Source organism: Pseudarthrobacter sp. B907, from assembly GCF_040137805.1.
GTDB lineage: Bacteria > Actinomycetota > Actinomycetes > Actinomycetales > Micrococcaceae > Arthrobacter.
In genome coordinates this window covers 13,692-32,505 of the sequence record NZ_JBEEQE010000017.1, presented here as the reverse complement: position 1 = coordinate 32,505, position 18,814 = coordinate 13,692, and the positions used below count along the sequence as shown (strand labels likewise).

At 68.2% G+C, this 18,814-nt stretch carries 17 protein-coding genes; 13 read left to right on the top strand and 4 right to left on the bottom strand.

Going from position 1 to position 18,814, the window contains the following annotated elements:
• Positions 1–29: 29 nt before the first annotated feature.
• The 5 genes from ABLI39_RS14055 (at position 30) to dnaE (ending at position 6,536) form a co-directional block, all read left to right on the top strand.
• Positions 30–338, top strand: coding sequence for a YggT family protein (locus ABLI39_RS14055; protein ID WP_146337845.1), 309 nt, complete (start codon positions 30–32; stop codon positions 336–338).
• Positions 339–488: 150 nt separating this feature from the next.
• Complete coding sequence (locus ABLI39_RS14050) at positions 489–1,166, top strand: DivIVA domain-containing protein (protein ID WP_349414065.1); 678 nt, start codon at positions 489–491, stop codon at positions 1,164–1,166.
• Positions 1,167–1,261: 95 nt separating this feature from the next.
• Complete coding sequence (lspA, locus tag ABLI39_RS14045; protein WP_349414064.1) at positions 1,262–1,960, top strand: signal peptidase II; 699 nt, start codon at positions 1,262–1,264, stop codon at positions 1,958–1,960.
• On the top strand, positions 1,953–2,915 hold the full coding sequence (locus tag ABLI39_RS14040) for an RluA family pseudouridine synthase (RefSeq protein ID WP_349414063.1): 963 nt from the start codon (positions 1,953–1,955) through the stop codon (positions 2,913–2,915). Before lspA ends, ABLI39_RS14040 begins: the two co-directional genes overlap by 8 nt.
• 63 nt (positions 2,916–2,978) lie before the next feature.
• A complete protein-coding gene (gene dnaE / locus ABLI39_RS14035) occupies positions 2,979–6,536 on the top strand; it encodes a DNA polymerase III subunit alpha (protein ID WP_349414062.1) in 3,558 nt (1,185 codons plus the stop codon).
• 2 nt (positions 6,537–6,538) lie between these two features.
• On the opposite strand, the gene ABLI39_RS14030 is transcribed toward dnaE, so the two are convergent.
• Positions 6,539–6,997 (bottom strand): flavin reductase family protein, encoded by a 459-nt coding sequence (locus ABLI39_RS14030; protein WP_349414119.1) that lies wholly within the window; start codon positions 6,995–6,997, stop codon positions 6,539–6,541.
• Positions 6,998–7,201: 204 nt separating this feature from the next.
• Here ABLI39_RS14030 and ABLI39_RS14025 point away from each other — a divergent pair, with 204 nt between their 5' ends.
• The 3 genes from ABLI39_RS14025 to nrdR all read left to right on the top strand — a co-directional run bounded on the left by ABLI39_RS14025 (position 7,202) and on the right by nrdR (position 9,919).
• Positions 7,202–7,825 (top strand): hypothetical protein, encoded by a 624-nt coding sequence (locus tag ABLI39_RS14025; protein WP_349414061.1) that lies wholly within the window; start codon positions 7,202–7,204, stop codon positions 7,823–7,825.
• 59 nt (positions 7,826–7,884) lie between these two features.
• The gene (gene hisD / locus ABLI39_RS14020) at positions 7,885–9,279 is read left to right on the top strand and encodes a histidinol dehydrogenase (RefSeq protein ID WP_349414060.1); all 1,395 of its coding nucleotides are present in this window, start codon (positions 7,885–7,887) and stop codon (positions 9,277–9,279) included.
• Positions 9,280–9,427: 148 nt separating this feature from the next.
• Positions 9,428–9,919 (top strand): transcriptional regulator NrdR, encoded by a 492-nt coding sequence (gene nrdR, locus ABLI39_RS14015; RefSeq protein ID WP_138769622.1) that lies wholly within the window; start codon positions 9,428–9,430, stop codon positions 9,917–9,919.
• 140 nt (positions 9,920–10,059) lie between these two features.
• On the opposite strand, the gene ppgK is transcribed toward nrdR, so the two are convergent.
• Positions 10,060–10,863, bottom strand: coding sequence for a polyphosphate--glucose phosphotransferase (ppgK, locus tag ABLI39_RS14010; RefSeq protein WP_349414059.1), 804 nt, complete (start codon positions 10,861–10,863; stop codon positions 10,060–10,062).
• A gap of 49 nt (positions 10,864–10,912) precedes the next feature.
• On the bottom strand, positions 10,913–11,791 hold the full coding sequence (gene map, locus ABLI39_RS14005) for a type I methionyl aminopeptidase (protein WP_349414058.1): 879 nt from the start codon (positions 11,789–11,791) through the stop codon (positions 10,913–10,915).
• A gap of 55 nt (positions 11,792–11,846) precedes the next feature.
• On the opposite strand from map, the gene ABLI39_RS14000 reads away from it, so the two are divergent.
• The gene (locus ABLI39_RS14000) at positions 11,847–12,011 is read left to right on the top strand and encodes an SPOR domain-containing protein (RefSeq protein WP_349414057.1); all 165 of its coding nucleotides are present in this window, start codon (positions 11,847–11,849) and stop codon (positions 12,009–12,011) included.
• 87 nt (positions 12,012–12,098) lie between these two features.
• Positions 12,099–12,668, top strand: a complete 570-nt coding sequence (locus ABLI39_RS13995; protein ID WP_349414055.1) for a YceI family protein — start codon at positions 12,099–12,101, stop codon at positions 12,666–12,668.
• 35 nt (positions 12,669–12,703) lie between these two features.
• On the opposite strand, the gene panB is transcribed toward ABLI39_RS13995, so the two are convergent.
• On the bottom strand, positions 12,704–13,639 hold the full coding sequence (panB, locus tag ABLI39_RS13990; RefSeq protein ID WP_349414054.1) for a 3-methyl-2-oxobutanoate hydroxymethyltransferase: 936 nt from the start codon (positions 13,637–13,639) through the stop codon (positions 12,704–12,706).
• A 286-nt stretch (positions 13,640–13,925) separates the two neighbouring features.
• Between panB and glnA the strand changes: the two genes are divergently transcribed.
• The 3 genes from glnA to ABLI39_RS13975 all read left to right on the top strand — a co-directional run bounded on the left by glnA (position 13,926) and on the right by ABLI39_RS13975 (position 18,805).
• Positions 13,926–15,266, top strand: a complete 1,341-nt coding sequence (gene glnA, locus ABLI39_RS13985; protein WP_138769615.1) for a type I glutamate--ammonia ligase — start codon at positions 13,926–13,928, stop codon at positions 15,264–15,266.
• Between the two features lie 9 nt (positions 15,267–15,275).
• The gene (locus ABLI39_RS13980; protein ID WP_349414052.1) at positions 15,276–18,287 is read left to right on the top strand and encodes a bifunctional [glutamine synthetase] adenylyltransferase/[glutamine synthetase]-adenylyl-L-tyrosine phosphorylase; all 3,012 of its coding nucleotides are present in this window, start codon (positions 15,276–15,278) and stop codon (positions 18,285–18,287) included.
• A 101-nt stretch (positions 18,288–18,388) separates the two neighbouring features.
• Complete coding sequence (locus ABLI39_RS13975) at positions 18,389–18,805, top strand: VOC family protein (RefSeq protein WP_349414051.1); 417 nt, start codon at positions 18,389–18,391, stop codon at positions 18,803–18,805.
• Positions 18,806–18,814 lie beyond the last annotated feature (9 nt).

The following is an 18,814-nucleotide window of genomic DNA, read 5'->3' as shown; positions in this document are numbered from 1 at the left end:
GGAATGATCATGGAGATATGAGCTAACGCATGGGAATTGTTTTCGGACTCGTCTATATCGCGCTGCTGCTCTTTTTCGTCGCCCTGATCATCCGCCTGATCTTCGACTGGGTGCAGATGTTCGCCCGCAGCTGGCGTCCGCGCGGCGTGGCCCTCGTCACCGCCCATGCCGTGTACTCCGTCACGGACAGGCCCCTCAAACTGCTCGGCCGGGTTCTCCCGCCGTTGCGGCTCGGCGGAATCTCGCTGGACCTGGCGTTCCTGGTGCTCTTCCTGGCCGTTTCGGTGGCCATGGGCATCGCCAGGTACTTCACGTACGCCCAGCCGATCGCCACCTAACCCCGGCGGCGGACCGGCTCCGCCCGCCAAAAGATAAAAAACTCCGGTTTGACACTGCGGTGTTGAATTAGAGTAACCAGACCATATTTAGGTACCGTAGTTTTGACGGCCGGAAGGCCTCCTGACTAACTAGACCAACGAGGTGACCAGATGGCTTTGACGCCAGAAGACGTTGTCAACAAGCGCTTTCAGCCGACCAAGTTCCGCGAAGGCTACGACCAGGACGAAGTTGATGACTTCCTGGACGAGATCGTCGTCGAACTGCGACGCCTGAACCAGGAGAACGACGAGCTGCGCAAGAAGCTCTCCGAAGCAGGTTCCGGCACGGCCGCCAGCTCCGCTGCTGCAGCCCCCGTCGTGGAAAAGGTGCCGACACCCGTCAAGGCCGAAAAGGACGACCGCGCCAAGGCAGAAGCCGAGGCCAAGGCCGCCGAAGCCGCCAAGAAGAAGGAAGCCGAAAAGGCTCCCGCCCCGGTGGCCGCCCCGGTCCCCGCCGCCGCCAGCGCCTCGGCAGAGTCCGCCGCCGGCCTGCTGGCCATGGCGCAGCAGATGCACGACAAGCACGTCGCCGACGGCGAACAGCAGCGCGACAAGATCATCGCCGAGGCGCAGATCGAAGCCAGCAGCCTCGTCAACGACGCGCAGGAAAAGTCCCGCAAGATCCTCGGCGCCCTCGAACAGCAGCGCTCGGTGCTGGAGCGCAAGGTCGAGCAGCTGCGCGGCTTCGAGCGCGACTACCGCTCCCGCCTCAAGGCCTACATCGAAGGCCAGCTGCGTGACCTGGACGCCCGTGGTTCGGTAGCGGCCCCCGAGGTCGAAGCCAACTAGGACGTTTAGCAAGTATTCTGAAAGCCGGTGGCTGAGGACTCCTCGGCCACCGGCTTTTGGCATTAACCGCCCCTCGGCACCGGAACGAAAGCACTATGACTGACGCACCAACCCCAGACGCCGCCCAGCCTGCGGACGCCGCTCGGCCCGCCGATACCGAACAGTCCGCCGATGCCGAACAGTCCGCCGCCGCGCAGTCCGCCGCCGCGAAGGCCCCGGCACGCCGGCCGCGGCGCGCACTGCTGTTGTCCCTGTTCGCCGGATTTGCGGTGTTCGCCTACGTGTTCGACCAGCTGACCAAACTCTGGGTCACCGGCACCATGACCGAGGGGGAGCGGATCCCGGTGCTGCCGCCGCTGCTGCACTGGTACTACATCCGGAACTCGGGCGCCGCGTTCTCCATCGGCGAGAACGTCACCTGGGTCTTCACCATCATCATGGCGGCCGTGTCCGTCGCGATCCTGTTGCAGCTGCGCAAGCTCGGTTCGGCCTGGTGGGCGCTGGCGCTGGGCCTGCTGCTGGGCGGCGCGCTGGGCAACCTGACAGACCGGCTGTTCCGCGAGCCCTCGTTCGCAATGGGCCACGTGGTGGACTTCATCCAGCTGCCCAACTTCGCGATCTTCAACATCGCCGACTCGGCCGTGGTCTCCTCGGTGGTGCTGATCTGCCTGCTCACGCTGCGCGGCATCGGGCTGGACGGCTCACACCACAACCAGGGCAAAAACCCGGCCGAGGACAAGGCGGCAGCCCGGCCGGCAGTGCTGGAAGAGAACGGGCGGGAACACAATGTCTGAGACCGGCGCTGGGACCGGACCGGTAGCCACGCCCCGGCACTTCACCGTCCCCGAGGAGCTCGCCGGCACCCGGGTGGATGCCGGACTGGCGAAACTCATGGACATCTCCCGTTCGCAGGCGGCCACGCTGATCGCCGAGGGCAATGTCAGCAGCCACGGCAAGGCCGTGGGGAAGTCCCTCAAACTCAGCGCCGGCGGGCGGCTCGACGTCGTCGTGCCGGAACGCCGGGACCCCCTGGAAGTCGTGGAGGAAGTTGTGGAAGGCCTGAAAATCCTGCTCGACGACGACGAATTCGTCGTCGTCGACAAACCCGTCGGCGTCGCGGCGCACCCGTCGCCCGGCTGGGTGGGCCCCACCGTGGTCGGCGGCCTCGCCGGCGCCGGCTACCGGATTTCCACCTCGGGTTCACCGGAACGCGCCGGGATCGTGCACCGGCTCGACGTCGGCACCTCTGGCGTGATGGTGGTGGCCAAGACCGAGAACGCGTACACGGCGCTCAAGCGGGCGTTCAAGGAGCGCACCGTGGACAAGGTCTACCACGCGGTGGTCCAGGGCCTGCCGGACCCGCTGGCCGGAACCATTGACGCCCCGATCGGCCGCCACCCCGGCCACGACTGGCGCTTTGCCGTGATCGAGGACGGCCGCGACTCGGTGACCCACTACGAGGTGCTGGAAGCCTTCGGCAAGGCTTCGCTGGTGGAGGTGCACCTGGAAACCGGCCGCACCCACCAGATCCGGGTGCATTTCGCCGCACTGCGCCACCCCTGCGCCGGTGACCTCACCTACGGAGCGGACCCTCGGCTCGCCGCGACCCTGGGGCTGACCCGGCAGTGGCTGCACGCCCGGCAGCTGTCCTTCGACCACCCGCGGACGGGGGAGCGGGTCACCGTGACCAGCGAGTACCCGCAGGACCTCCGGTACGCCCTCGAGGTGCTGGAGTCCGGCCAGGCCTGACCAGCCAGGGGCTGGCCGCGTGCCGGGCGCGGAAGTGTCCGTGCCCGGCACTAGAATGATTCGGTGACTTCCAGCAACAACTCGTTCGTCCACCTCCACAACCACACCGAGTACTCCATGTTGGACGGTGCGGCGCGGCTCGGGGAACTCTTCGATGAAACCGAGCGGCTGGGCATGCCCGCCCTGGCCACTACGGACCACGGCTACCTCTTCGGGGCGTTCGACTTCTGGAAGCGCGCCACGGACCAGGGCATCAAGCCGATCATCGGCGTCGAAGCCTACGTCACTCCCGGAACGGCGCGCGGCGACAAGACCCGCGTCCGCTGGGGCGAGGAGAGCCAGCGCAAGGACGACATCTCCGGCGGCGGTTCCTACACCCACATGACGCTGCTCAGCTACAACAACGTGGGCATGCGGAACCTGTTCCGCGCTTCCTCGATCGCCTCGCTGGACTCGGTCTTCGGCAAATGGCCCCGGCTGGACCGCGAACTGCTGAACACCTACTCCGAGGGCCTCATCGCCACCACCGGCTGCCCCTCCGGCGAGGTCCAGACCCGGCTCCGGCTGGGCCAGTACCGCGAGGCCGTCGAGGCGGCCGCGGAGTTCCGCGACATCTTCGGCGCCGAGAACTACTTCTGCGAACTCATGGACCACGGCCTCGACATCGAGCGGCGCGTCACCGGCGACCTGCTGCGCCTGGCCAGGGAACTGAACCTGCCGCTGGTGGCCACCAACGACCTGCACTACACGCACGAGCACGATGCCAAGGCGCACGAGGCCCTGCTGGCTATCCAGTCCGGGTCCACCCTGCTGGAGCCCACGTACGACAACGGCGGCTCCCGGTTCGCGTTCTCCGGCAGCGGCTACTACCTGAAGTCCCCGCAGGAAATGCGGGAACTCTTCCGCGACCATCCGGACGCCTGCGACAACACGCTGCTGATCGCCGAACGCTGCGACGTCTCGTTCAACACCGGCGCCAACTACATGCCCCGCTTCCCCTGCCCGGAAGGCGAGGACGAGACCTCCTGGCTGGTCAAGGAAGTGGACAAGGGCCTGCGTTACCGCTACCCGGCGGGCATCCCGGACAAGGTCCGCACCCAGGCCGACTACGAACTCGGCGTCATCAATTCCATGGGCTTCCCGGGCTACTTCCTGGTGGTGGCAGACTTCATCAACTGGGCCAAGAACAACGGCATCCGGGTTGGCCCGGGCCGTGGTTCCGGCGCCGGCTCCATGGTGGCGTACGCCATGCGCATCACCGACCTTGACCCGCTGCACCACGGCCTGATCTTCGAGCGCTTCCTCAACCCGGACCGCGTCTCCATGCCCGACTTCGACGTCGACTTCGATGACCGGCGCCGCTCCGAAGTGATCGACTACGTGACGCGCAAGTACGGCGACGAGCGCGTGGCCATGATCGTCACCTACGGCACCATCAAGACCAAGCAGGCGCTCAAGGACTCCTCCCGAGTGCTGGGCTACCCGTTCAGCATGGGCGAGACGCTGACCAAGGCGCTGCCGCCGGCCGTGATGGCAAAAGACATCCCGCTGGCCGACATCCAGAACCCCGAAGCCAAGCGCTACGGCGAGGCCGGGGATTTCCGGCAGCTGATCAGCACCGACCCGGAAGCCGCGAAGGTCTTTGAGACCGCCCTGGGCATTGAAGGCCTGAAGCGGCAGTGGGGCGTGCACGCCGCCGGCGTCATCATGTCCTCGGACCCCATCATCGACGTCATCCCGATCATGCGCCGCTTCCAGGACGGCCAGGTCATCACGCAGTTCGACTACCCGACCTCCGAGGGCCTCGGCCTGATCAAGATGGACTTCCTCGGCCTGCGGAACCTGACGATCATTTCCGACGCCCTGGAAAACATCAAGATGAACCGCGGGGTGGACCTGGACCTCGAGGCGCTGGCCCTGGACGACGCCGCCTCCTATGAGCTGCTGGCCCGCGGCGACACCCTTGGCGTCTTCCAGCTCGACGGCGGCCCGATGCGGTCGCTGCTGAAGCTGATGAAGCCTGACAACTTCGAAGACATCTCCGCCGTCCTGGCGCTGTACCGCCCGGGACCCATGGGCGCCAACGCGCACACCGACTACGCGCTGCGCAAGAACAAGATCCAGGAAGTCATCCCGATCCACCCCGAGCTCGAGGAGCCGCTCGCGGAGATCCTCGGCGGCACCTACGGCCTGATCGTGTACCAGGAGCAGGTGATGGCCGTCGCGCAGAAGCTGGCCGGGTACACCCTCGGCCAGGCCGACATCCTGCGCCGGGCCATGGGCAAAAAGAAGAAGTCCGAGCTGGACAAACAGTTCGCCGGCTTCTCCCAGGGCATGCAGGACAACGGCTACTCGATGGCCGCCGTCAAGACCCTCTGGGACATCCTGCTGCCCTTCTCCGACTACGCCTTCAACAAGGCGCACTCGGCCGCGTACGGCGTGATCTCCTACTGGACCGCTTACCTGAAGGCGCACTACGCGCCGGAATACATGGCCGCCCTGCTGACTTCCGTGGGCGATGACAAGGACAAGTCGGCGATCTACCTGAACGAATGCCGGCGCATGGGCATCACGGTGCTGCCGCCGGACGTCAACGAGTCCGCGCTCAACTTCACCCCGGTGGGCAACGACATCCGCTTCGGTATGGGCGCCATCCGCAACGTCGGCGCCAACGCCGTCGACGCGATGGTGGCCGCACGCGAACGCGAAGGCGCCTACACCTCCTTCAAGGACTACCTGATGAAGGTGCCGGCGGTCGTCTGCAACAAGCGCACCATCGAATCGCTGATCAAGGCCGGCGCCTTCGACTCACTCGGCCACCACCGCCGGGCCCTGGCCATGATCCACGAAGAGGCCATCGACTCGGTCATCACGCTCAAGCGCAACGAGGCGATCGGGCAGTTCGATCTGTTCGCCGGCTTCGAGGACACCGAGTCGGAGTCCTCGCTCAGCATCGACATCCCGGACCTGCCCGAGTGGGAAAAGAAGGACAAGCTCTCCTTCGAACGCGACATGCTTGGGCTCTACGTCTCGGACCATCCGCTGCAGGGCCTCGAGGGGCTGCTGAGCCAGCACGCGGACCAGTCCATCACCTCGATCATCGCCGAGGACGGACCGCACGACGGCGCCATCATCACCATCGCCGGCATGATCACCTCACTGAGTCGGCGGATCGCCAAGGCCAGCGGCAACGCCTACGCCCGCGCCGAAATTGAAGACCTCGGCGGCTCGGTGGAAGTGATGTTCTTCGGCCAGGTCTACGGCCCGATCGCCTCGGTACTGGCCGAGGACCTGATCGTCGTCGTCAAGGGCCGGCTGCAGCGCCGCGACGACGGGGCCGTGGCCCTGAACTGCATGGAACTCTCGGTCCCGGACCTCAGCGAGGGCCTGGACGGGCCGTTGGTGATCACCATGCCGACGCACAAGGCCACCGAGGCCGTGGTGAACGAACTCGGCGAGGTGCTCAGGACCCACCGCGGCAAGTCGGAGGTCCGGCTGCATCTGCACGGCGACTCCCGGGTGGAGGTGATGGGGCTGCCCGTGCATATGCGCGTTAACCCCAGCCCGTCGCTGTTCGGCGACCTGAAGGTGCTGCTCGGCCCGACCTGCCTGGACAGCTAGGCCTAGATCTCGTAGTCGAGCGGCACCGGCTGGCTGTAGCTGCCGCCGTGGTAGAGCAGCGGCGCGCCGTGCTCACCGACCTCGCCGGCGACGACCTCAACGACTACCACGGCGTTGTTCTCGAAGGAGAGCCGCATTTGGATCTTGCCGATCAGCCAGCCGGACACATCGTTGAGGATCGGCACGTCGTGCGGGCCGAGCTTCCAGTGGTCGCCCTCAAACCGGTTGCGGCCGCGGGCGAAGCGGTCGGCGAGCTCCTGGTTCTCCAGGCCGAGCATGTGCACCCCGATGTAGGCGGAGTTGGCCACCGCGGGCCACGAGCTGGAGGTGCGGGCCATGTTGAAGGTGAAGCGCGGCGGCTTTGCCGAGAGCGAGGCCACCGAGGTGGCGGTGAAACCATAGGGGACGCCGTTGTAGTTCGCCGTGATGATCGCGACGCCGGCCGCATGACGGCGGAACATCTCCTTGAACGTTCCCTCGAAGGCTTCTTCGGCTGAGGCCACTGTGCTTCATCTCCCTGCGATTGTCACCGGTACTTCCTGCCAGCGTATTCCGCCGGGCGGCCCGTGCGGTATTCGCGGCCCGGCATCGGTTCCGCGGCGCGTCACGTGGCATGCGGCGGCGTAATGTCCGGCCCCACCGAATCCCTTGTTAAGATTTGTGGCATGACACAACCCGCGGTGCACCTGCCCGTTGACCACCACGACGGCGGCCCCGGCCCCGGCGGCCCCCGCCGGCCCCGCCGCGCGGTCCCCTGGCGGGGTTTGCCCTGGCGGGACGTGCAGTGGAACGGAGTGCCCTGGAAGGGGCTCATCGCGATGGCGGCGGCCGGGCTTCCGGTGGGCGTGCTCTGGTGGCTGCTGGCGCCGACCGGCCTCAACCTGATCACCCGCGACCCGGCACTCGCCACCGGCAGCAACCCCGAGGCCTGGCTGCCCCGCGACCTGGTGCTGGCGGCGCTGTTCCTGCTGGCCGGCTGCCTGGCCGGCGTCCTCGTCGCCGGCAACCGGCCCGCTCGACTCGGCACCGCGACGGTGGTCCTGGCCGTCGCCGCCGGGGCCGCGGGCGCCCTCCTGGCATGGGGGACGGGTGTGCTCGCCGGCAGCTGGTGGGGCGCCGCGGAGGACACCTCGGCCAGCGCCAGCATCGCCTTTTCGCTGCGTGCCTACGCCCTGCTGCTGATCTGGCCCGCCGCCACAGCCCTGGCCATCTTCTTCGCCACGGTGTTCGGCCACACCGAACCCGAGCATGAGCCGGCCCCCGGAGCGGACGCCCGCCCGGGCGCCTGATGCCGCGGTCAGGGCGCGGCCGGTCAGGGGCCGGACCCGGCGGCACGTAAAATGGTCGGGTGACCCCAACTGCTGACAGCCCCGCATCCACCGACACTGACCGCATCGTGACTTTCCGCACCGTGGACGTCCGCGGCCAGCGGTTGTCCCTCGCGGGGCTCCGCGCCGCCGTCCCGCGGGCACAACACGGTACCGTGGCCGACGCAGAGCAAAAGGTCCAGGACATCATTTCGGCCGTCCGTTCCCGTGGCTTCGAGGCCCTGCGCGAACTGGCCCTGACCTTCGACGGCGTCGAACAGTCCCACCCGCGCGTTCCCGCAGAGGCGCTCACGGCCGCCCTGGCCGGGCTGGAGCCGGCGGTGCGCGCCGCCCTCGAGGAGTCCATCCGCCGGGCACGGCGCTTCGCCGACGCGCAGCGCCCGGCCGACACCGACGTCGAACTCGGCGAGGGCGCCGTTGTCAGCCAGAACTGGGTCCCGGTGGCCCGCGTGGGGCTCTACGTCCCCGGCGGCCTGGCCGTCTACCCCTCCTCGGTCATCATGAACGTCGTCCCGGCGCTGGCCGCCGGCGTCGAATCCATCGCCCTGGCCTCGCCGCCGCAAAAGGACTTTGGCGGCTTGCCGCACCCCACGATCCTGGCGGCCGCGTGCCTGCTGGGCATCGACGAGGTCTACGCGATCGGCGGCGCCCAGGCCATCGCCGCCTTCGCCTACGGCATCCCCGCCGGGACCGGCACCAGGAATGAACCCGACGCCGGCATTGACGCTGTCGATGTCGTCACCGGGCCCGGAAACATCTTCGTCGCCACCGCCAAGCGGCTCGTCAAGGGCGTCGTGGGGATTGACTCGGAGGCCGGCACTACAGAAATCGCCATCCTGGCCGACGCGACGGCGCGGCCGGCCCTGGTCGCGGCCGATCTCATCAGCCAGGCCGAGCACGATCCGCAGGCCGCCTCCGTGCTGATCACGGATTCGGACGAGCTCGCCGCCGCCGTCCGCCACGAACTCGATATCCAGGCAGCCGCGACCAAGCACAGCGCCCGGGTCCGGCAGGCCCTGTCCGGTCCGCAGTCCGGCGTTGTCCTGGTCGAGGACCTGGCGCAGGGCATCGCCGCCTGCGACGCGTACGCCGCCGAACACCTCGAAATCATGACCGCCGATGCCGCCGCCGTCGCCGGCCGGATCCGCAACGCCGGCGCCATCTTTGTGGGGGACTACAGCCCGGTCAGCCTGGGCGACTACTGCGCCGGATCCAACCACGTGCTGCCCACTAGCGGAACCGCGGCGTTCTCCTCCGGGCTGAACGTGACCACGTTCCTGCGCGCCATCCAGGTGATCAACTACAGCAAGGGCGCTCTGGCGGAAGTCAGCGGGCACATCGTCAGCCTCTCCGGCGCCGAGGACCTGCCCGCCCACGGCGAGGCCGTTACCGCCCGGTTCGCCGCCGGCAGCTAGGGTGCCGCGGGGCGCACCCAACCACAACATGTAGTAATTACAGGCTTGTTATTCAGCAACATCTAGTCGTAAACTGATTTCGGATGCACCGCCACGGTGCTGCGGCACCCGCCGGGGTGTGCAGGCTTGCGACAGGGGAGGAACCGACGTGTATTGCCCGTTCTGCCGGAACCCTGACTCGCGGGTGGTCGACAGCCGCATTGCGGACGACGGCTCAGCGATCCGCCGCCGCCGCCAGTGCCCCGAATGCGGGCGCCGCTTCACCACCGTGGAAACCACCAGCCTGACCGTGATCAAGCGCTCCGGCGTCGGCGAACCGTTCAGCCGCAGCAAGGTCATCAACGGGGTCCGGAAGGCCTGCCAGGGCCGGCCCGTCACCGAGGACGACCTCGCCATGCTTGCCCAGGAGGTCGAGGAGACCATCCGGGCCTCCGGCGCCGCCGAAATCGACGCCCACGAGGTTGGCCTCGCGATCCTCAACCCCTTGCAGCGCCTCGACGAGGTGGCCTACCTGCGCTTCGCGAGCGTATATCAGGCCTTTGAATCGCTGGAAGACTTCGAGTCCGCCATCGCCCTGCTCCGCCACGAGGCCGAGTCCAAGGGGCTGGAAGGCAAGAACTCGCAGAAGAGCCCGCTCTAGGCTCGCCCAAGTTCCGGTGGTGGCAGCGGAGGGGAAGCCGTGGCCACCACCGGCTCCAATCCAACTGACTCGCAGTTGTTGTCGCTTTGAGTGCTCAAAACGACAACTGGTGCGAGTCAGTTGGGTTTTCTGTGTTGGGGCTACTTGGCCAGCTTGTGCGTCAGGGCGACCTCGATCGCCGCGCCCACAATACCGGCGTCGTTCTTCAGTTCGGCCGGGACGATCGGCGTGCGCAGCGACATGCGCGGGAGGTACTCGTCGGCCCGCTTGGAGATGCCGCCGCCGACGATGAAGAGTTCGGGGGAGAAGAGGAATTCGACGTGGGAGAAGTAGCGCTGCAGCAGCACGCTGTACTCGGCCCAGCTCAGGCCGTCGCGTTCACGGGCGACGGCGGAGGCCTTGCTTTCGGCGTCGTAGCCGTCGATTTCCAGGTGGCCCAGCTCGGCGTTGGGAACCAGCTTGCCGTTGAAGATGAAGGCCGAGCCGATTCCGGTGCCGAGGGTGATCACGAGGACGGTGCCCGCGACGCCTTCGCCGGCGCCATAGCGCGCCTCGGCGAGGCCCGCGGCGTCGGCGTCGTTGATGACCTCGACGGGCCGGCCGAGGCGGGCGGTGAGCAGCGCGTCGATGTCAAGGTTCAGCCACGAGTGGTCGACGTTGGCCGTGGAGTGGACGACGCCGTGCTGGATGATACCCGGGAAGGTCACGCCGACCGGGGAATCCGCGGCCGGGGCGTCCGGGCGCTTGGACAGTTCCGCCACAACCTGGGCGACGACCTCCGCGACGGCTTCGGGGGTTGACGGCTGCGGGGTGGGCACGCGCAGGCGGTCGCCCACCAGCTTGCCCTTCTTCAGGTCAACAATTCCGCCCTTGATGCCGGTGCCGCCGATGTCGATGCCGATCAGCGGGGCGTTCTTATTCGACTTCTCGTCCTTCTTGGCCAATGGGCTTCCGTTCGTGGCAGGGGCGGGGTGGGTCTTCGGTGGTGCGGGATCAGGGGAGGGTGAGGACCTCGGCGCCGGACTCCGTGACCAGCAGGGTGTGCTCGAACTGTGCGGTCCGCTTGCGGTCGCGGGTCACGACGGTCCAGTCGTCGGCCCACATGTCCCAGTCGACCGTGCCCAGCGTGAGCATCGGTTCGATCGTGAAGATCATGCCGGCCTCCATCACGGTGTTGTAGGCGGGTGCGGCGTCGTAGTGCGGGATGATCAGCCCGGTGTGGAACGCCTCGCCGACGCCGTGCCCGGTGAAGTCCCGGACGACGCCGTAGCCGAAACGCTTGGCGTAGGACTCGATGGTCCGGCCGATCACGTTGATCTCGCGGCCCGGCGCCACCGCACGGATGGCGCGGCGCAGCGACTCTTCCGTGCGTTCGACCAGCAGCCGTGATTCCTCGTCGACGTCGCCGACGAGGAAGGTGTAGTTGGTGTCGCCGTGCACGCCGCCGATAAAGGCCGTGATGTCGATGTTGAGGATGTCGCCGTCCTGCACCACCGTGCTGTCCGGGATGCCGTGGCAGATCACCTCGTTGAGCGAGGAGCAGAGGGACTTGGGGAAGCCCCGGTAGCCGAGGGTGGACGGGTACGCCTGGTGGTCGAGGAGGAATTCGTGCCCCACCCGGTCCAGCTGGTCCGTGGTGACACCGGGCGCGATGTGCTTTCCGACCTCCACGATCGCCTGGGCGGCAAGGCGCGAAGCGATCCGGATCTTCTCGATGGTCTCGGCGGACTTGACCTCGGACCCCATGAACTTGGCCGGAGCCGGCTTGCCGACGTACTCGGGGCGCGGAATGGACGCCGGCACGTCGAGTTGGGGGCTGACTGCTCCCGGGACGAGGGTGCCGATGGGTGCAGTCGAGGTCAGAGAAGGCATAGATTGATTCTATAAGTAGTGACCCAAGGCGGAAAAACAGGCCAAAGGAGCCCCGATGACCGAATACTGGTATAACGTCAACACCCACGAAATTGAAGAAGACGCCATGTCCGACTGGAGCCAGTTGATCGGCCCGTACAAGACCCGCGACGAAGCTGAACATGCCCTCGAAAAGGTCAAGGCCCGCAACGAAGCCTGGGACAAGGGCGAAGACGACTAAGATAGCGACACCCAGTCGGACTTCCGTTCGCAACCATCTCTACCCACATCCGGGGCCGGCGTGGCCGGTCCCGCAAGGAGGCATATCATGGCCGAACTCAGGCCCGAATACGCGGGTCAGTGGCGATTCGACCCCACCCATACGCGCATCGGCTTTTCCACCCGGCACGCAATGGTCACGAAGGTTCGCGGAGCCTTCAATGACTTCGACGGCCTGATCACCGTCGACCCGGAGAACCTGGAACGGTCCACGGTTGAGCTGAGGGTTAAGGTCGCGAGCATCGACACCCGCAACGCCGACCGGGATCAGCACCTGCGGACCAACGATTTCTTTGACGCCCCGCAGTTTCCGGAGATCACTTTTGTGAGCAGCCGGGTGGATCAGGTCGACGAGGGACACTACATCGTCAGCGGTGACGTCACGATCCGCGGCGTCACCAAGGAGATCTCGATCCCGATCGACTTCATCGGCGTCGAACGGGACCCGATGGGCAACCTGCGCGCTGGGTTCGAGGGCTCACGGCGGATCGACCGCCAGGACTTCGGGCTCAAGTGGAACACGGCCCTGGACTCCGGCGGCGTGCTGGTCTCGGACAAGATCACCCTGGAGTTCGAGGTCTCGGCGATCAAGAGCGACGGCAGCTCCGCCAACGGCTAAAGCCGCGGGCCTGCTCCCGGCCCGGGGACTCGATGCTAGAACGAGTGCTCCGGGCCGGGGAACTGGCCTGAACGGACGTCGTCGCCGTAGGCTTTCGCGGCGTCGCTCAGCGTGGTCCGCAGGTCCGCGTACTGCTTGACGAACTTGGCCATTTTCCCGCCCCGCAGCCCGGCCATGTCCTGCCACACCAGCACCTGGCCGGTGGTCGCGTTGCCGGCGCCGATCCCGATCGTGGGGACCTCGACGGCGGCGTCCACGGCAGCCGCCGCCGGCGCCGGAACCATCTCCATCAGCACGCAGAACGCCCCGGCGTCGGCCAGGGCGACGGCGTCGTCGATCAGCCGCTGCGCGTCGTCGCCCCGGCCCTGGACCCGGTAGCCGCCGAGGGCGTGCTCGCTCTGCGGCGTGAAACCGATGTGCGCCATCACCGGGATGCCGGCCTGGACCATGGCCCGGACCGTCTCGGCGTAGAACTTCCCGCCCTCGATCTTGACTGCGTGGGCGAGTCCTTCCTTGAGGAAGCGCACGCCGGTCGCCACCGCCTGCTGGGCGGAGACCTCGTAGCTGCCGAACGGGAGGTCGGCCACCACCAGGGCCCGCCGGGCGGAGCGCGCGACGGCCCGGCACAGCGGGATCAGCTCATCCACCGTGACCGGCAGGCTGGTCTCATTGCCGAAGACATTGTTGGAGGCCGAGTCGCCCACCAGGAGCACCTCGATGCCGGCTTGGTCGAAAATCTCGGCGGTGTACTGGTCGTACGCGGTCAGCATCGCGAAGTGCTCGCCGTTGAGCTTCGCCTGGCGCAGGTGGTGGGTGCGGATCCGGGCGACGGGCTTGGGGGCGGCGTCTCTCGGGGCACTGTCTTGGGGGGCTGCGGCGTTGACTGCAGTGCCTTGGGGGGCGGGGCCGTTGCCGTAGGGGGCGGGGAGCTCGGCGGACATGCTGGATTCGGGGCTGTTGCTGGGGGCCATGCCACGAGCGTAGTGCGATACCGGGGGTCCTAGCTACATGGCGGTTCCGGCGGCCCGGTGAAACCCGTCACAAAGACGGCGTGCGGGCACGGCCGCCGTGGTGCCGGGACGCCGTCCGGGATGCGGGTGTGTTTGCCGGTGTGTTAACGGTGTGTTACGCCGGGGCGCTACTCCAGCAATCGCCGGGAATGCTTAGTAGAGTGATTCGTGAGCAGCCACGGGCGCCACCGACGACGAGTAGTCGGGGCGGTCCGGGGGCATGGACTTAAACCCGGAAAGAGGCACCATGGACCGCCAGCAAGAGTTTGTCCTGCGGACGATCGAAGAGCGCGATGTGCGCTTCGTGCGCCTCTGGTTCACCGACGTCGTGGGATCGCTGAAGTCGGTGGCGCTGGCACCGGCCGAAGTGGAAGGCGCCTTCGAGGAGGGCCTGGGCTTCGACGGCTCCTCGATCGAGGGCCTGGCCCGCGTCTTCGAATCCGACATGCTGGCCCAGCCGGACCCCTCCACCTTCCAGATCCTGCCGTGGCGCGGCGAGACGGAAGCGACCTCGCGGATGTTCTGCGACATCCTGACCCCCGACGGCGAGCCGTCCGCAGCGGACCCGCGCAACGTGCTCAAGCGCAACCTGGCCAAGGCCGCGGACATGGGCTTCACCTGCTACACCCACCCCGAAATCGAGTTCTACCTGCTCAAGTCCCAGCAGCCCGGCCCGGACGGCGCGCCGGTCCCGGTGGACGAGGGCGGCTACTTCGACCACGTCCCCGGCGGCGTCGCCCAGGACTTCCGCCGCACCGCCGTGACCATGCTCGAGTCCGTCGGCATCTCGGTGGAGTTCAGCCACCACGAGGCCGGGCCCGGCCAGAACGAGATCGACCTGCGCTACGCGGACGCCCTGCAGACCGCGGACAACATCATGACGTTCCGCACCGTGATCAAGGAGGTCGCGCTGCAGCAGGGCACCTACGCCACCTTTATGCCCAAGCCGTTCACCGCGCACCCCGGCTCCGGAATGCACACCCACTTTTCCCTGTTTGAGGGTGACACCAACGCCTTCTACGAGGCCGGCGCGGAATTCCAGCTCTCCGAGACCGCCCGCCAGTTCATCGCCGGCATCCTCAAGCACGCCCCCGAGTTCACCGCCGTGACCAACCAGTTCGTGAACTCCTACAAGCGGCTCTGGGGCGGGGGCGAGGCCCCGAGCTACCTGAGCTGGGGCCACAACAACCGCTCCGCCCTGGTTCGCGTTCCGCTGTACAAGCCCGGCAAGGGCCAGTCCGCCCGGATCGAATACCGCGGCATCGACTCCGCCGCCAACCCCTACCTCGCCTACGCGGTGCTGCTGGGCGCCGGGCTCAAGGGCATCGAGGAGGGCTACCAGCTGCCCGCCGCCGCCGAGGACGACATCTGGTCGCTGAGCTCGGCCGAGCGCCGCGCGATGGGCCACGACCCGCTGCCGGCCAGCCTGCACGACGCCATCCGCACCATGGAGGATTCCGAGCTGATGCCGCAGATCCTGGGCGAGCAGGTCTTCGAGCACTTCCTGCGCAACAAGCGCGCCGAGTGGCAGGACTACCGCCTGCAGGTGACGCCCTACGAGCTGCAGCGCAACCTGGCCATCCTCTAGGCGGCCGCGGTGAGTCTGGCACGGCGCCTCATCGCCGCGGGGTTCAACGACCTCGAGAAGGGCGAGCGGTTCCTGTCCGCCCCGGAGCTGGACGGCCTGGACCAGGATGCGCTGTTCGCCGGGCTGGCCCTGGCCGCCAACCCGGACACGGCGCTGCTGTCGCTGGTGCGTTTGATCGAGAAGCATCCGGACCTGCGTGAACTGGCCGCGGCCGAGCCGGACCGCAGCGAGCCGCTCTACCGGGTGCTCGGCGCGTCCGAGGCCCTCGGCGAGTTCCTCATCCGGCACCCCGAGCACCTCGACGCCTTCCACACAAGGTCCAGTCCCGAGCCGGCCCCCGCCGACGCCGCCGCGCTGCGCACCCGCCTCCTGCAGTCCGTCCGCGCCGACCCCAAGGCGGCCCGACCGGTCGCGGGCCTGGCCGGGCAGGAAGCGTACGCGGCGCTCCGCACGGCTTACCGGCGCGGACTCGTCGAACTGGCGGTCAAGGACCTGTGCGCCGCCGACCCGCTGGACTACCTGCCCGCCGTCGGCGCCGAACTCGCGGACCTGGCCGGCGCCGCGATCGAGGCTGCCCTGGCCGTGTCCCGTGCCGAAGCAGCGGAACAGTTCAGCGCCGCGGAGGTGGCCGACGTCGGCCTCGCCGTGATCGGGATGGGCAAGTGCGGCGCCCGCGAATTGAACTACATTTCCGACGTCGACGTCATCTACGTGATCGACGCCGGCACGCTGGAGGACCCGCGGGCGAACACCATCGGCACCGCCCTGGCCTCGGGGATTTCGCGGGCCATCATGTCCACGAGCCGGGAACCCGGGCTCTGGGAAGTCGACGCCAACCTTCGGCCGGAGGGCAAGTCGGGGCCGCTGGTGCGCACCCTCGCCTCGCACGAGAGCTACTACGCGCGCTGGGCCGAGAGCTGGGAGTTCCAGGCGCTGCTCAAGGCCCGGACCATAGCCGGTGACGCCGCCCTCGGTGCCCGTTACGAGGCGGCCGTCGCGCCGCTGATCTGGGCCTCCGCGGGCCGCGAAGGATTTGTCGAGTCGGTCCGGTCGATGCGCCGGCGGGTCACCGAACACATCCCGGCCGAGGAAGAGCAGCGGCAGATCAAGCTCGGCCGCGGCGGGCTGCGCGACGTCGAATTCACCGTCCAGCTGCTCCAGCTGGTGCACGGTAAGTCGGACGAGACCCTGCGCTGCCGGGACACCACCTCGGCCATCGCCGCGCTCTCCGCCGGTGGCTACATCGGGCGCTCGGACGCCAAGGAATTCGACCGCGACTACCGCTACCTCCGGCTGCTCGAACACCGGATCCAGCTCTTCCAGCTGCGCCGCACCCACCTCATGCCGGTCAAGGAGGCCTCGCTGCGGTCCCTCGCGAAGGCCGTGCTGGGCCCGTTCTCCAACGAACGCCCGCACCCGGACGCGCTGCTCGCAGCGTGGCGGAAGACCAAGCGCTCCGTCCGCGAACTGCACGAACGCATCTTCTACCGGCCGCTGCTGAACACCGCCGCCGCGCTCAGCAGCGAGGAAGCCCGGCTCACCCCCGAGGCCGCACAGGGCCGGCTCGCCGCGCTCGGCTACCTCGACCCGCCCGGCGCCATGCGGCACATCGAAGCCCTTACCGGCGGGGTCAGCCGCCGCGCCGCGCTGCAGCGCCAGCTGCTGCCCATCCTGCTCGGCTGGCTCGCCGAGGGGGTGGACCCCGACGGCGGGCTGCTGGCCTTTCGCCGGGTCAGCGAGGCGCTCGGCACCACCCACTGGTACCTCGGCCTGCTCAGGGACTCGACGGCGGCGGCCGAGCGGCTCTGCCACGTGCTCTCCAACTCCCGGCTGATCTCCGACCTGCTGGAGGTCTCGCCCGAGTCGGTGGCCTGGCTCGGCTCGGACAAGGACCTGGTCCCGCTCAGCTACGAGGCGCAGTGGCTGGAGATCACCTCCAAGATGTCCCGGCACGCCGACCCGGAAAGCGCCATGCGCCTGATCCGCCTGATCCGGCGCCGCGAAATCCTCAGGATTGCCATCGCCGACAGCGCCGGGATGCTGGACCAGGACCAGGTGGGCGCGGCGCTGGCCGACACGGACCGAGCCGCGGTGCTGGGCGCGCTCCGGGTGGCCGAGACGGTCGTTGCGGCCGGCGGGCCGCCTAAGACCCGCGTGCTGGTGGTGGCGATGGGGCGCCAGGGCGGCCGGGAGATCGGCTACGGCTCCGACGCCGACGTCATGTACGTGCACCGCGGGCTGCCCGGAGTCCCGGAGGACGAGGCGCAGCAGCAGGCGGCCCTGATTGTCGGCAAGCTGTCCAGCCTGCTGACCCAGCCGCTCAAGCCCGCCATCCTGGCCGAACGCGTGCTGATGGTGGATGCGGACCTGCGCCCGGAAGGCAAGGCCGGGCCGATGGTGCGGTCGCTGGAGTCCTACGCCGAGTATTACCGGCGCTGGTCCCTCATCTGGGAGGCCCAGGCGCTGCTGCGGGCCCGGCCGATGGCCGGCGACGACGACCTCGCCGCCGACTTCGTGGCGCTGATCGATCCGATCCGGTACCCGGAAACGATTACCGACCAGGATGTCCGTGAGGTCAGGCGGGTCAAGGCGCGCGTCGAGTCCGAGCGGCTGCCCCGCGGCGCGGATCCGGCCCGGCACCTCAAGCTGGGCCGCGGCGGCCTGAGCGACGTCGAATGGCTCGCCCAGCTGCTGCAGCTGCGGCACGCCGGCCGGCACCCGGAGCTGCGGACCACCTCCACGGTGCAGGCCCTGGAGGCCGCCGCCGGGCTGGAACTGCTGGAGGCCGGGGAAGTGGTGCTGCTGCTGCGGGCCTGGCGGCTCGCGAGCCGGATCCGCTCGGCCAACGTGATCTGGACCGGCCGTGCCTCCGACCTGCTGCCCTCCTCGCGGCGCGACCTGGAGGCGGTGGCCCGCTGGTGCGGCTACGGCCAGGGGAACGCCGCCGCGTTCGAGGAGGACTACCTGCGGCTCAGCCGGCGGGCGCGTGCCGTCTTCGAGCGGGTCTTCTACGGCCAGTAGGCACGCCGGTGGCTGCCGGGCCCGCAACGGCGCCGGCGGCCGGCTGCTGACGTGCGGGCGGCTGCTGACGTACGGGCGGCCACGGTGCTACCTTGGGGCGCATGACCAGGCAACTGTTTATAAACCTTCCCGTAAAAGACCTCGCGAAGACGGTGGAGTTCTTCACCGCGCTGGGGTTTTCCTTCAACCCCGACTTCACCGACGAGAACGCAAGCTGCATGATCGTCAACGACGATGCGTACGTGATGCTGCTGGTGGAGAGCTACTTCAAGACCTTCACGTCCAAGGCCGTCGCCGACGCCCGCAGCACCAGCGAGGCGATTATGTCCTTCTCGCTGGAGAGCCGCGAGGCCGTGGACCAGCTGGTCAGGACCGCCCTGACCTCCGGCGGGACACCGTCGGAGGAAGCCCAGGACTACGGCTTTATGTACACCCACAGCTTCCAGGACCCGGACGGCCACCTCTGGGAAGTGTTCTGGATGGACCCGGCCGGGCCACCCAAGGACGCCGCCCTGTAGCGTTCGAAG

Coding starts and splice junctions, on each gene's coding strand:
- ABLI39_RS14000 (WP_349414057.1), top strand. CDS start 11,847: ATGACCGAATACTGGTATAACGTCAACACCCACGAAATTGAAGAAGAC.
- ABLI39_RS14030 (WP_349414119.1), bottom strand. CDS start 6,997: ATGTTCCGCCGTCATGCGGCCGGCGTCGCGATCATCACGGCGAACTAC.
- ABLI39_RS14025 (WP_349414061.1), top strand. CDS start 7,202: ATGACACAACCCGCGGTGCACCTGCCCGTTGACCACCACGACGGCGGC.
- lspA (WP_349414064.1), top strand. CDS start 1,262: ATGACTGACGCACCAACCCCAGACGCCGCCCAGCCTGCGGACGCCGCT.
- ABLI39_RS14050 (WP_349414065.1), top strand. CDS start 489: ATGGCTTTGACGCCAGAAGACGTTGTCAACAAGCGCTTTCAGCCGACC.
- map (WP_349414058.1), bottom strand. CDS start 11,791: ATGCCTTCTCTGACCTCGACTGCACCCATCGGCACCCTCGTCCCGGGA.
- ABLI39_RS13975 (WP_349414051.1), top strand. CDS start 18,389: ATGACCAGGCAACTGTTTATAAACCTTCCCGTAAAAGACCTCGCGAAG.
- panB (WP_349414054.1), bottom strand. CDS start 13,639: ATGGCCCCCAGCAACAGCCCCGAATCCAGCATGTCCGCCGAGCTCCCC.
- glnA (WP_138769615.1), top strand. CDS start 13,926: ATGGACCGCCAGCAAGAGTTTGTCCTGCGGACGATCGAAGAGCGCGAT.
- ABLI39_RS14040 (WP_349414063.1), top strand. CDS start 1,953: ATGTCTGAGACCGGCGCTGGGACCGGACCGGTAGCCACGCCCCGGCAC.
- ABLI39_RS13995 (WP_349414055.1), top strand. CDS start 12,099: ATGGCCGAACTCAGGCCCGAATACGCGGGTCAGTGGCGATTCGACCCC.
- ABLI39_RS14055 (WP_146337845.1), top strand. CDS start 30: ATGGGAATTGTTTTCGGACTCGTCTATATCGCGCTGCTGCTCTTTTTC.